This is a genomic window from Bradyrhizobium sp. USDA 3311, from assembly GCF_054062495.1.
On record NZ_JBSSFI010000001.1, the window covers coordinates 5703570 to 5717229 of the forward strand.

9 protein-coding genes are annotated in these 13660 nt (G+C 65.0%); 7 read left to right on the forward strand and 2 right to left on the reverse strand.

Annotated elements, in window-relative coordinates; genetic code table 11:
- Positions 1 to 10 precede the first annotated feature (10 nt).
- The 4 genes from ACVWW6_RS27255 (at position 11) to ACVWW6_RS27270 (ending at position 6679) form a co-directional block, all read left to right on the forward strand.
- Positions 11 to 2242 (forward strand): TonB-dependent receptor, encoded by a 2232-nt coding sequence (locus ACVWW6_RS27255; RefSeq protein ID WP_456681653.1) that lies wholly within the window; start codon positions 11 to 13, stop codon positions 2240 to 2242.
- Between the two features lie 75 nt (positions 2243 to 2317).
- Positions 2318 to 2899, forward strand: coding sequence for a hypothetical protein (locus ACVWW6_RS27260; RefSeq protein ID WP_304546648.1), 582 nt, complete (start codon positions 2318 to 2320; stop codon positions 2897 to 2899).
- 1247 nt (positions 2900 to 4146) lie between these two features.
- Complete coding sequence (gene ilvD, locus ACVWW6_RS27265; RefSeq protein ID WP_028171833.1) at positions 4147 to 5871, forward strand: dihydroxy-acid dehydratase; 1725 nt, start codon at positions 4147 to 4149, stop codon at positions 5869 to 5871.
- A complete protein-coding gene (locus tag ACVWW6_RS27270; protein ID WP_162603528.1) occupies positions 5858 to 6679 on the forward strand; it encodes a tetratricopeptide repeat protein in 822 nt (273 codons plus the stop codon). The genes ilvD and ACVWW6_RS27270 overlap by 14 nt, the downstream gene beginning before the upstream one ends.
- A 126-nt stretch (positions 6680 to 6805) precedes the next feature.
- Here the strand turns inward: ACVWW6_RS27270 and xth are convergent, their stop codons facing one another.
- Positions 6806 to 7603 (reverse strand): exodeoxyribonuclease III, encoded by a 798-nt coding sequence (gene xth / locus ACVWW6_RS27275; protein ID WP_039185184.1) that lies wholly within the window; start codon positions 7601 to 7603, stop codon positions 6806 to 6808.
- A gap of 133 nt (positions 7604 to 7736) precedes the next feature.
- Here xth and ACVWW6_RS27280 point away from each other — a divergent pair, with 133 nt between their 5' ends.
- Complete coding sequence (locus ACVWW6_RS27280) at positions 7737 to 10064, forward strand: ATP-binding protein (protein ID WP_456681654.1); 2328 nt, start codon at positions 7737 to 7739, stop codon at positions 10062 to 10064.
- Between the two features lie 4 nt (positions 10065 to 10068).
- Here ACVWW6_RS27280 and erpA read toward each other — a convergent pair whose 3' ends face one another.
- Positions 10069 to 10398 carry an iron-sulfur cluster insertion protein ErpA gene (erpA, locus tag ACVWW6_RS27285; protein ID WP_011087527.1) on the reverse strand — a complete coding sequence of 110 codons (330 nt, stop codon included), beginning with the start codon at positions 10396 to 10398 and terminating at the stop codon, positions 10069 to 10071.
- Between the two features lie 124 nt (positions 10399 to 10522).
- Between erpA and ACVWW6_RS27290 the strand changes: the two genes are divergently transcribed.
- Together ACVWW6_RS27290 and argS are read left to right on the forward strand one after the other, a co-directional pair.
- Positions 10523 to 11731: a deoxyguanosinetriphosphate triphosphohydrolase gene (locus ACVWW6_RS27290; RefSeq protein ID WP_082757006.1), complete on the forward strand. Its 1209-nt coding sequence runs from the start codon at positions 10523 to 10525 to the stop codon at positions 11729 to 11731.
- Positions 11732 to 11740: 9 nt separating this feature from the next.
- A complete protein-coding gene (gene argS, locus ACVWW6_RS27295) occupies positions 11741 to 13531 on the forward strand; it encodes an arginine--tRNA ligase (RefSeq protein ID WP_456681655.1) in 1791 nt (596 codons plus the stop codon).
- Positions 13532 to 13660 lie beyond the last annotated feature (129 nt).

The window sequence follows — 13660 nt, forward strand, 5'->3', positions numbered from 1 at the left end:
GGTTACAACTGTGTCCCGTATTGTCTCTGCCGCCAGGCGCCTTCGCGCCGGTATCGTTGCTGCCGTTTTCCTCTATGCGATCGATCTCCCCACAGCTTTCGCGCAGCAGGCCGCCACCGAGCAGCTGCCGCCGGTCGAAGTGACCAGGCCCGACGATCAGAACCGCACACGCGCCAGGGCGATCGGCGACGGCGACACGACGAGGCGGCGAGCCCCGAGTGGCGCGCCGGCAGGCAATGGCGCCGGCTCGTCCGGCTCCGGCGGCGAGGCGGTCGCCAGCAACGGAGGCATCGTCGGAGCCGCCACGACCGTCATCACGGCCGCGGATATCGCACATGCGCCCTCGCAGACGCTTGCCGAGATCATCGCGACGCAAGTCCCGGGTGCCCAGATCACGACGCTCTATGGCGGCCAGATCGGCGCGAAGACCAGCGTCGACCTGCGCGGCTTCGGCGCGTCTGCCACTGCCAATTCGCTGGTGCTGATCAACGGACGGCGGCTGAACGACATCGACATCGCGCAGGTGGACCTCTCCACTGTCCCGCTCAATTCCATTGAGCGTATCGAGATCACGCGCGGCAATGCCGGCGCGGTGCTCTATGGGGACAATGCGGTCGGCGGCGTGATCAACATCGTCACCAAGAACGGCGTCGGCGGGCCGCCCGTTGCCGCGCGCATCGAGGCCGGCTTCGGCTCGTTCGACACCAGGCTTGGCAATGTCTCGACGTCGCTCAATTCCGGTCCGTGGTCGACCTCGTTCTACGGCAATGCCGTCAAGACAGACGGCTACCGCGACAACAATCGCCTTCTCCAGGAGAATGGCGTCGGCAACCTGAACTATACGACATCAGGCCTGACTGCTTTCGTCACCGTTACCGGCGACAATCAGGAGCTGCGATTGCCGGGCGGCCGCACCGTCGATCCGTCCATCGGCGTCGACGAGCTCGCGACCAACCGACGGGGCACCAGCACACCCTTCAACTACGCCAACCAGCAGGGCTTCAGCGCGACAGCCGGCTTCACGAAGACCCTGGCCAACGGCATCGATCTGATCGTGGACGGCGGCGTGCGCGACAAGAAGCAGCAGGGCGCGTTCTTCTCCGGCCCGGCGCCGGTTCCCGCGTTGTTCACGTCCACCTATGTCGATGCCGATCTGACGACATGGTCGATCACGCCGCGGCTCAGCGTGAAGGGCTTGCTGCTGGGGATGCCGTCGCAACTGCTGACCGGCCTCGATTATTACGATGCGAGCTTTCAGCAGAACCGCGGCGCCGGCCGGGGGCTTGCGCCCTGGCACAATTACGATCTCAGGCAGCAGACGGTTGCGGGCTATTTTCAGCACGCATTGGGTGTGGCGCCGGCGACGGACGTCTCCTATGGCGCGCGGGTGCAGAACGTCAGTCTCTCGGCGCGCGATCATTTTGACGCCGCAGCTCCGTTCAACACCGACATCGGCGCGCTCCCGCTCAGGAGCGACGAGACCCAGTACGCTCTGCATCTCGGTGCCGAGCATCGCCTCAACGACATGGTCTCGCTGTTCGGCCGCGCTGCGCGCGCGTTCCGCACGCCTGACGTCGACGAGCGAGTGTCATCGGGCCCTTCATTCGACCCCTTCTTCAATCCGCTGCCGCAGACCTTCCGGCTCAAGACCCAGACCTCGCAGGATGTCGAGGGCGGGCTGCGCATCAAGGGAGGCGGGCTGCAATTGCAGAGCAGCCTCTATCTGATGGACCTCGCCAATGAGATCCATTTCAACCCGGTCCTGTTCTACAACACCAATCTCGATCCGACCCGCCGTTACGGCTCGGAGACCAGCCTGTCCTATCGCGTCAACGACTCTCTGCTCCTGCGCTCCGGCATGGCCTATACAAGGGCCGTGTTTCGCGAGGGCGTCTGGGCCGGCAACGACGTGCCGCTGGTGTCGCGCTACACCGCGAGCGCAGGCGTCACTTGGAACATCTGGCAGAACTACGTCGTGCTCGACGCCACCGCGCGCTTCTGGAGCGAGCGGCGCATGGACAATGACCAGGCGGGAGCACAGCGGCCGATCCCAGCCAATGGCACGATCGACCTCAAGCTCAGCGGTCAGTACGAGCGCTACTTCTGGTCTTTGAGCATCAACAACGTGCTGAACGCGCTCTACTACGACTATGCGATCGCAAGCACCTTCACGGACGGCCGCTTCAGTGCCTATCCGCTGCCCGGCCGCACCTATCTGCTCAAGGCCGGCGCCAGTTTCTGATCAAGGCTCCGACCGCGACGGGGGGCTGTCATAGGCCCCCGAATGGACTAGAATTCGAAAAGAAGGAGATTACTCATGGCTCTCAGCACCCTGCCGCCTCACGCCGACCGTTTCCGGCTCCATCCGGTCGCGCCGCGCCTTGCATCGATGTTCTGCTTTGCGCTGCTGGCGGTGTCATGCGCGCTCGCAAGTCTTGCGCTCGCCTGCGCAACGCCCTTTGCGGCCTTCGCGGTCGTCGCGGCCGCGATGTTGCCGCTGCGGCCGGCACTGCTCGTCGTCAGCGGCGCGTGGCTCGTGAACCAGAGCATCGGCTTCGGCGTGCTGCACTATCCCGTTGCCGGCAGCACGATCGCCTGGGGCTTTGTCATTGGCGCTGCTGCACTCGTCGCGACCGCGGCCTCGTCCGCCGCGCTCCGTGCGCTGGCGCATGGCCGCACGCCCCTGATGCTGGCGATCACATTCGTCCTCGCCTACGCGGCCTATGAGCTCGTGCTGCTCGCTGCGACGCCGGTCCTCGGCGGAGAGGGCGCCTTCACCGCGGCCATCGTGGCGCGGATTGGACTGACCGGCGCCGTCTGGCTCGCCGGCCTCGTCGCCGCCTGCGAGATCGTCCGCCTGGTCGATCCGTTCGGGCGCAAGGGCGCGATGTCGGCCTGAGCGGCCCTCTGAAAGCCCCGGATGGGAGCGCAGTGAAATCCGGGCTACGAGATCTTGCGTTGCCCGACGGGCAAAACACCCCCGCGGTCGGTCAATCCGCTTGCGCAAAAATATTCCACTTTGCCGAAATTCGGATTTGTCGTATGTGTCGCCCATCCCGGCTCAACCTTGAGGGGCGATCTTGTGTCGTCACGTGTCGCGAGCCGGGCTTGCGGTGGACGCGGCAGCGTCGGGCGCGAGAGTTAAGGGCAGGGCGGATTGCTCTCCGTGAGCCCAGGACTTCGTGCTGGATGAGCGACGCTGTCAGGTTCGTCTCGCCTGTAAGTTTCCGGCTCCGTCGACAGGGCTGGGAAAACTGCGGCGAAATGGCGGGCCGTGCGTACGGCAAAACCGTGTGGTCCTGGCCGTCGTTGCTACGGTCAAGCTCTTGCGGATGCGGCAGTCGCGTCAACCGGCGCGATGTCGGCGACTTTCGCGAGAGTGAGGGAGGCCAGAACGAACTCGGCTCCCGGGAGAGCACGGCATAAGCCGTCCAACCACTGCGCAGGGAAGGCCGAGTGATTGGCTACACCTGTATGCTGCTGTGCGGTTTCTCTGCGTGTGCTTTCGCGCAGCAGACCGCGGGTGCCGTCGGGCACCCGGCCTTCCCTGCGGCCTCTTGATTGAGAGGGTGGAGCGATCAAGCAAAGCTCGGGCGAAATGCGCCGCGAGGATGCGAAGGCGTGTCTGCGATTTACGATGCGAGTTGGAGGATGACGCCGATGCATCTCGCTCCGTCATTGCGAGCGCAGCGAGGCAATCCAGAATCCGTCAGCGGAAAGACTCTGGACTGCTTCGCTGCGCTCGCCACGACCATATGGAGAGTGCGTGTCCACTGCCGGGGATGGCGGGCTTGGTGATGTCGACAGCGACTCACTCCAAGGTGTGGTGCGTGATCGGGCGCGTCGTACCCGCCTGGAAATCTCAGGTTGTGGATTGTCATCTTCGCGGGGGTATCCCAGTAGGCCGATCCGTGTCTTCCCGGTAACGAATGTGCCATCCACGCAACACTCCTTCCGGATTAAGCCCTCATCGTCAGCCGTTCGCATCACCGCCGCTTTTTAGCCACACCCGAACATGAATAAAATTGCTCGAATGTTTTAGGGGCAGCGGCGGTCCTCGAGGCGAACGGGAAATCCCAAGGTCGATTCAAATCTTGGGTCTGATTTTTCGGGTCTGAAAGGGTTGGCCGAGGAAACTGGTTTGCGATGAACGCAAAGACCAACATCAAGCAGAGGCTGCCGAGCCGTCACGTGACGGAAGGTCCTGCGCGCGCGCCCCATCGCTCCTACTTCTACGCCATGGGTCTGACGACGGAGCAGATCCACCAGCCCTTCGTCGGCGTCGCCTCCTGCTGGAACGAGGCCGCGCCCTGCAACATCGCTTTGATGCGCCAGGCGCAGGCGGTGAAGAAGGGGGTCGCGCATGCCGGCGGCACACCCCGCGAATTCTGCACCATCACCGTGACCGACGGCATCGCCATGGGCCATGACGGCATGCGCTCCTCGCTGCCGTCGCGCGAATGCATCGCCGATTCCGTCGAGCTGACCGTCCGCGGCCATGCCTATGACGCCCTCGTCGGCCTTGCCGGCTGCGACAAGTCGCTGCCGGGCATGATGATGGCGATGGTTCGCCTCAACGTGCCCTCGATCTTCATCTATGGCGGCTCGATCCTGCCCGGCAACTTCCGCGGGCAGCAGGTCACCGTGCAGGACATGTTCGAGGCCGTCGGCAAGCACTCGGTCGGCGCCATGTCGGACGAGGATCTCGACGAGATCGAGCGCGTGGCGTGCCCCTCGGCGGGTGCCTGCGGCGCGCAGTTCACGGCCAACACCATGGCGACCGTCTCGGAAGCCATCGGCCTTGCGCTGCCTTACTCGGCCGGTGCTCCGGCACCGTATGAAATCCGCGACGCCTTCTGCATGACCGCGGGCGAGAAGGTGATGGAGCTGATCGCCCAGAACATCCGGCCGCGCGACATCGTCACCCGCAAGGCGCTGGAGAATGCCGCAGCCGTTGTCGCGGCTTCCGGCGGCTCGACCAATGCTGCGCTGCACCTGCCGGCGATCGCGCACGAGTGCGGCATCAAGTTCGATCTGTTTGACGTCGCCGAAATCTTCAAAAAGACACCTTATGTCGCGGATTTGAAGCCGGGCGGCCGTTATGTCGCCAAAGACATGTTTGAAGTAGGTGGCATCCCGCTTCTGATGAAGACGCTGCTCGACAACGGATTTCTCCACGGCGACTGCATTACGGTCACCGGTCGAACGATCGCCGAAAACCTCAAGAGCGTGAAGTGGAATCCGCACCAGGATGTGGTGCACCCGGCAGACAAGCCGATCACCGTCACCGGTGGTGTGGTGGGTCTGAAGGGCAATTTGGCGCCAGAAGGTGCGATCGTGAAAGTCGCGGGAATGTCCAACCTGAGGTTTACCGGTCCGGCACGCTGCTTCGACCGGGAAGAGGACGCCTTCGAGGCCGTCCAGAACCGCACATACCGCGAAGGCGAAGTCATCGTGATCCGCTACGAGGGCCCAAAGGGCGGCCCCGGTATGCGGGAAATGCTCCAGACCACCGCGGCGCTGACCGGGCAGGGCATGGGCGGCAAGATCGCGCTCATCACTGACGGCCGCTTCTCCGGCGCCACCCGCGGCTTCTGCATCGGCCATGTCGGGCCGGAAGCCGCCATCGGCGGCCCGATCGGGCTGCTCGAGGATGGCGACATCATCGAGATCGACGCGGTCGCCGGCACCCTTAACGTAAAATTGAGCGACCAGGAGCTTGCCCAGCGCAAGACCAAATGGAGCGCTCGCGCGACTAACCACACGACGGGCGCGCTCTGGAAATATGCTCAGCAGGTTGGACCAGCGGTCGGGGGGGCGGTCACCCATCCGGGCGGTGCGCACGAGAAACAGTGCTATGCGGACATCTAGGCGTGCCATTGTTGCGTTTGTGTTGGGGGTCAGTGCGCTGGCCGTGCCGGCGCTCGCCTTCGACGGCGCGCCGGTCAACCAGAAGGACGCGACCATCCCTGTCGTGACCACCTTGCCGGGGGCCGCGGGTGCGGTGCGCAGCAAGGTGCCGCCGGCGACCCAGGAAACCTCGCTCAGCGCCCTGCAATATGCCGCCGAGGGCGGCCATCCGATCGCGCAGTGGAAGCTCGGCCGCATGTACGCCAATGGCGACGGCGTGGCCCAGGACGACGTGCGCGCATTCGAATATTTCAGCCGGATCGCCAACGCGCATGCGGAGGACAGCCCCTCGGCGCCTCAGGCGCAGATCGTGGCCAATGCCTTCGTCGCGCTCGGCCGCTACTATCTCAGCGGCATCCCGAATTCGAAGATCAAGCCGGACCAGGACCGGGCGCGGGAGATGTTCTCCTATGCGGCCTCCTATTTCGGCAATGCGGACGCGCAGTACGATCTCGCCCGACTGTATCTGAAGACGCCGGACGCCTCGCGCGAGGATTTCCGCTATGGCGCGCGCTGGCTCGGGCTCGCCGCGCAGAAGGGCCAGCACGAGGCACAGGCGTTGCTCGGCCAGATGCTGTTCAACGGCGACCGCCTGCCGCGGCAGGCCGCCCGCGGCCTGATGTGGCTGACGCTGGCGCGCGACAGCGCCGGCAGCGAAGAGACCTGGATCAAGGAAAGCTACAATCGCGCCTTCGCGAAGGCCTCGGACGACGACCGCGCCATGTGCCTGCAAATGCTGGAACAGTGGGTGCAGGGCCGCCGGGAGTAATCACTGTACGCAGTCATTCCGGGGCGATGCGAAGCATCGAACCCGGAATCTCGAGATTCCCGGGTGCGCAATTGCGCACCTGAGCTTCGGCTCTTTGAGCCGCCCCGGAATGACGACGCTGATGGCTTACGCCGCCTCGAGATCCAGATCCGCCCATACCGGCACGTGGTCCGACGGCTTCTCCCAAGCCCGCACATAGCTGTCGATGCCGACATTGGCGAGCCGGTCGCTGGCCTGCGGCGACAGCAGCAGGTGGTCGATGCGCAGGCCATGGTTCTTCTGCCAGGCGCCGGCCTGGTAGTCCCAGAAGGTGTAGAGGCCCGGCTCGTCGGTGACGGCCCGCAAGGCATCGGTCAGGCCGAGGCCGAGCAGGGACTGAAAGCTCTCCCGCGTCTCCGTCTTGAACAGGGCGTCCTCGGTCCATGCCGCCGGATTGTGGACGTCGCGGGCATGCGGGATGACGTTGAAGTCGCCCGCGAGGATGAGCGGCTCCTCGGTCTTGAGGCGCTCCTTCGAATATTCAAGAAGTCGCGACATCCATTTGAGCTTATAGGGATATTTCTCGGTCCCGACCGGGTTGCCGTTGGGCAGATAGAGGCAGGCGATGCGCAGCACCCCGTGCTTGAGCGTCACCACGCCCTCGAGGAAGCGGGCATGGCTGTCCTCGTCGTCGCCGGCCAGCCCCGACTTGGTCTCGTCGAAGCGGAGCTTCGAGAGCAGGGCGACGCCGTTGAACGTCTTCTGCCCGTGCGTGACCACGTTGTAGCCGAGCGCCTCGATCTCCAGGCGCGGGAAGGCCTCATCGACGCATTTGATCTCCTGGAGGCAGACGATGTCCGGCTGGCACTCCTTCAGCCAGGTCAGGAGCAGGTCGATCCGCTGCCGGACCGAGTTGACGTTCCAGGTGGCTACTCTGATGGGCATTTCGACGGCTCCGGGCAGGGGCACCCGTTAGAACAAAATGCAAACGCCCCCGTCAAGGACGCCGCAAAATCTCCCACAAAATTAACCCGGCTTAAGCGGACCGCAGGCCATTGATACGGAAAAGGTTCCACGGATGGGATGGCGGGTCGAAACTTCACAACAGGCTGAGCCGCGCGACGGACTGGTCGGCGCGTTCCTGTATTGGCTCGGCGGCTTCGAGATCGAGGACGGCCTGACCGCCGATCTCAGCGAGCGCGAGCTGGGCCGGATCCGCGCCAAGCAGATCGACGCGGTGACGCGGCTGATCCCGGTGACAATGGCCGTCACCATGCTCAACGTCGCCATCGTGCTGATCCTGTTCTGGGGCAGGGGCTGGAACGACTTCCTCGCGATCTGGGGCCTGACGCTCGCCGCCACCGCCTCGCTCGCGGTACGTTCGTGGCGGCGGTCGTATCGGAACCCGCCGCAGGAGGCTTCGCCCCGCGCCGCACGGCACATGCTGCGGCAGGCCTTCTTCCTCGCCGCGATATGGGGCACGCTGCCACTCGCGCTGTTCAGCCACATCGAGCCGACCAGCCAGCTGATCCTGGCCTGCCTGATGGTCGGCATGATGTCCGGCGGCGCCTTCACGCTCTCGACCTTCCCGCGCGCCGGCCTCGTCTATCTCGCCACCATGACGGTCGGCTGTGTCGGCGCGCCCCTATTGTGCGGCGCCGGGCCGTATCTGGTGACCTCGGTGTTCCTGCTGCTGTTCGCGTTCTTCATGGCGCGCAACATCGTCTCGCAAGGCAACCTGTTCCTCGGCAATCTCAAGGCCCAGCTCGAGCTCGAGCGTCAGACCGAGATCATCTCGCTGCTGCTGAAGGATTTCCAGGAGAACGCCAGCGACTGGCTGTGGCAGACCGACGCCGAGGGACACCTGGTCGACGTGCCCGAGCGCTTCGCCGATGTGTCGCAGCTGCCGCTTCCATTGCTGAAGGGCTCGCATTTCGGCGATGTGCTCGACATGCTTTGCCCCGAGGACAAGAGCGCGGCCTACAACATCGTCGGCCTGATGGAACATGCCGAGCCGCTGCACGAAATGAACCTCAAGGTCGTTGCCGGCGGCGAGGCGCGGCTGTGGTCGCTGACGGCGAAGCCGGCCTACGACCGCGACGGCCAGTTCCTCGGCTATCGTGGCTTCGGCCGCGACGTGACCGAGCGCTGGCGCGCGGAAAAGGCCGAGGCCGAGAGCCGCGCCAAGTCCGACTTCCTCGCCGTGATGAGCCATGAGATCCGTACGCCTATGAACGGCGTGCTCGGGCTCGCCAGCATGCTGCTCGAGACTAGGCTCGATCCGGAGCAGCGCGAGGCCGTCGCCACGATCCGCGAGTCCGGCGACAACCTGCAGCGCATCCTCAACGACATCCTCGATCTGTCCAAGCTCGAGGCCGGCCGCTTCGCATTCGAGGCGATCGACTTCGCACCGCAGGCGCTGGTCGAGACGGTCGCGACCGTCGTGCGCGCGAGCGCAAAGAGCAAGGGGCTCACGGTCAAGGTCGAGCTCGATCCGAACCTGCCGCCGACGCTGCGCGGCGACGTCGCGCGCATCCGGCAGGTGCTGTTCAACCTTGCGTCCAACGCGGTGAAGTTCACCGACGACGGCGAGGTGACGATCTCGGCCACCTGCCAGGCGCGGCGCGACCTGCTGGCGACCGTCGAATGGACCGTCAAGGACAGCGGCATCGGCATCGCGCCCGAAAAACTCGGCCTGCTCTTCAGCGATTTCGCCCAGGCCGACGCCTCGATCAGCCGCCGCTTCGGCGGCACCGGGTTGGGGCTCGCGATCTCCCGGCGCATCATCGAGCAGATGGGCGGCACGATCGGCGTCACCTCGACGCCGGGCGAGGGCTCGACCTTCCGCTTCACGCTGGTGCTGCCCTGGAGCCAGGCGCCGGCATCCGACCAGGCGGCCGGCCGCGACGAGGCCGACGAGCTCAAGGCGCATATCGCCGAGCTCGACCGGCCACTGAAGGTGCTGGTCGCCGAGGACGATGCCGTCAACCGCCTGGTCGTGAGCAAGATGCTCGGTGCCTTCGATGTCGAGCTGCGCGTCGTCACCGACGGCGTCGAGGCCGTCGCGGCGGCCTCGGAGGGGGACTACGATGTCGTTCTGATGGACGTGCGCATGCCCGACATGGACGGCCTTGCCGCAACCCGGGCGATCCGCGCGCAAGGCGGCCGTTTCGAGGCCCTGCCGATCATCGCGCTCACCGCCAACGCCTTCCCCGAAGACGTCAAGATCTGCCGCGAGGCGGGCATGTCGGACTTCTTGGCAAAGCCGCTGCGCAAGCCCGCGCTGGTCGCGGCGTTGCTGCGGGCGCTGAACCACGTGGCATCGGACGACGCGCCGCTTCAGCCGGAGCTGATGCCGGTCGAGGTCGAGTGGACAGAGGAAGAAAGGCAGATCACCGGCGCGTAAGCGCTCAGATCGAGAAGCTGGTCCCGCAGCCGCAGGACGCCGTCGCGTTGGGATTGTTGACGCGGAACGAGGCGCCGATCAGGTCGTCCACGAAATCGACCTGCGATCCCGCCAGGAAAGGCTGGGAGGCGGAATCGACCAGCACCACCGCATTGTCCTGCTCGATCACGAGATCGTCGTCGGTGCGGTCGCGGTCGATGTCGAACTTGTACTGAAAGCCGGAACAGCCGCCGCCCTCGACCGAGATGCGCAGCATCGCGCCTGACCCTTCGCCCTTGAGGATCTCCCCAATCCGGCGTGCGGCCCGGTCACTGATGGTCACGGCAGTCGTCATCTCAGGTCTCCGATCGTCGGTGGCGTCATACCAAGGTTACTTGCCCAATTCATTTGGTATCCCGCGTCCGGCATAGTTAAGTGCCACCATACGCAGAATCAAATGGATAGGGACTAAATTCGCCGTGTCCGTCGGAATGGCAGCCTCCCACGCGCCCTATGCCTGCGACCCCGATCGCAGCCGCGGCCGGCTGGTCGCCGAGCCGCCGAGCCGGACCCGCAGCCCGTTCCGCCGGGATTGCGACCGGGTGATCCACTCAACTGCGTTCCGCCGCCTGAAGTACAAGACCCAGGTGTTCGTGTTCCACGAGGGCGACCACTACCGCACCCGGCTGACCCATTCGCTGGAGGTGGCGCAGATCGCTCGCGCCCTGGCCCGGCAGCTCGGGCTCGACGAAGACCTCACCGAAACCCTGGCGCTCGCACACGATCTCGGCCATCCGCCGTTCGGGCACGCCGGGGAGCGGGCGCTGGATGCGTGCCTGAAGGAATTTGGCGGCTTCGACCATAATGCCCAGGCCTTGCGCGTCGTCGCGGCGCTGGAGCACCGCTACCCCGAATTCGACGGGCTGAACCTGACCTGGGAGTCGCTGGAGGGCATCGTCAAGCACAACGGCCCTCTGACCGATCGCAGCGGTGCGCCGGTCGGACACTATCGCGAGCATGGCATTCCCGTCGGCATCGCCGACTACATCAAGGTCTACGATCTCGAATTGTGGAGCTTCGCCTCGCTGGAGGCGCAGGTCGCCGCGATCGCCGACGACATCGCCTATGACGCCCACGACATCGACGACGGCCTGCGTGCCGGCCTGTTCGACCTCGACGATCTCAAGGCGATGCCGCTCACAGCTGCGATCATCGCCGAAACCTCAGCGCATTATCCCGATCTCGAAGATGTCAGGCGCGGCGCCGAGCTGGTGCGCGAGCTGATCTCGCATCTGATCGGTGCGGTGTTTGCGGAGGCGCAGAAGAACCTTGCCGCCACCAAGCCGCAATCGGCCCAGGACGTGCGCCAGCAGAGCCGGGCGCTGATCGCGTTCCCCGCTGACGTCGCCGAGGAGGAGGCCGCCATCAAGCGCTTCCTTTACCAGCACATGTACCGTCACAAGCGGGTGATGCGGGTGATGGGGGAGGCCGAACAGATCCTGTTCGACCTGTTCGCGAAATACCTGAAATCGCCGGCCGAGCTGCCGCCGGAATGGCTCACGGGGGCGGAGGCGGACAATGAGGGCGACCGGGCCCGGCGGATCGGCAATTTCATTGCCGGAATGACCGACCGTTTCGCCCTGACCGAGCACCAGCGGCTCTTTGACTCGACCCCGGATTTGCGTTAGGCGGCGGCCATGCCCGACACATCCTCATCCCTGCACCTGTTCGCTGACGTGCTCGCACGCGTGCACGCCGCCTGCCGCGCGCTCGCGGCGGATGCCAGCTGGCCCGAGGGCATCGATTTCTCGCGCGTGGTGGTCGAGCCGCCGCGCGATGCTTCCCATGGCGACATGGCAACCAACGCCGCCATGGTGCTTGCGAAAGAGGCAAAGGCGAAGCCCCGCGACCTCGCCGAGCAGATCGCCGAGCGGCTGCGTGCCGACGCGCTGATCGCCAAGGTCGATGTCGCCGGTCCCGGCTTCATCAATCTGACGCTGAAGCCGGCCGCCTGGGCGGAAGCGCTGCGGACGGTGCTGCGCGAGGGCGCCGAATACGGCCGCGTTCGGGGCGGCTCGAAGGTCAATGTCGAATATGTCTCGGCCAATCCGACCGGACCGATGCATGTCGGCCATTGCCGCGGCGCCGTGTTCGGCGACGCGCTGGCAAGCCTGCTCCAGTTTGGCGGCCACGACGTCACGCGCGAATATTATATCAACGATGCCGGCGCGCAGGTCGACGTGCTCGCGCGCTCCGCGTTCCTGAGGTATCGCGAGGCGCTCGGCGAGGACATCGGCGCGATTCCGGAGGGCCTCTATCCGGGCGACTATCTGAAGCCCGTGGGGCGGGCGCTGGCGAAGGAGCATGGCGACAAGTTGCGCGCGATGACGGAAGCCGAATGGCTTCCGACCGTGCGCGCCAAGGCGATCGCGATGATGATGGACGAGATCAAGGACGATCTCGCCGCCCTCAACATCCGCCACGACGTGTTCTTCTCGGAGCGCTCGCTGATCGAGAGCGGCAACAACAAGGTTGCCGAGACCATCGATTTCCTGAAGGCCAAGGGCGACATCTACGAGGGGCGCCTGCCGCCGCCGAAGGGCGCGCCGGTCGAGGATTGGGAAGACCGCGAGCAGCTGCTGTTCAAGGCGACCGCCTATGGCGACGACGTCGATCGTCCGCTGATCAAGTCGGACAATTCCTATACCTACTTCGCCTCCGACATCGCCTACCACAAGAACAAGTTCGACCGTGGTTTTGCGGAGATGATCGACGTCTGGGGCGCCGACCATGGTGGCTACATCAAGCGCATGCAGGCGGCAGTGAAGGCGACGACCTCCGGCAAGGGCGCGCTCGACGTCAAGATCGTCCAGCTCGTGAAGCTGCTGCGCAACGGCGAGCCGGTGAAAATGTCGAAGCGGAGCGGGGACTTCGTCACCTTGCGTGAGGTGGTGGATGAAGTCGGCCAGGATGCCGTCCGCTTCATGATGCTCTATCGCAAGAACGACGCGGTGCTCGACTTCGACCTCGCCAAGGTCATGGAACAGTCGCGCGACAACCCGGTATTCTACGTCCAGTACGGCCACGCCCGCGGTCACTCGATCTTCCGCAACGCACGGGCTGAGGTGTTCCCGGACCTGCCGGATGATACCGCCAAGCGCATCGCCTGGCTCAGTGAGTCGGCGGTGGAGCGGCTGTCGGACCCGGTGGAGCTCGACCTTCTCAAGCGTCTCGCAATTTATCCGCGGATGCTGGAAGCCGCCGCCGCGGCCCATGAGCCGCACCGGATTGCCTTTTATCTCTATGACTTAGCGAGCGAATTTCACGCACTTTGGACGAAGGGGCGCGATTTGCCCTATTTACGCTTCATTATCAATAATGATGCAGATCTTACAAAGGCGCGACTGGCCATGGTCCAGGGCGTCGTCTCGGTCCTGGCATCGGGCCTCGCCATCCTCGGCGTCCATGCCCCGGACGAGATGCGGTAGTTTGGGGCGAACTACTTAAGGGGAATTCGGGGGTAACCGGCAGAAGCCGGACCGCTTAGACTTGGTTGAAAGCCTTGTGGGTCGAAAGCCGTGCCTTGGTCGAGGGGGCGCGCGGCTTTCCCGAAGGGA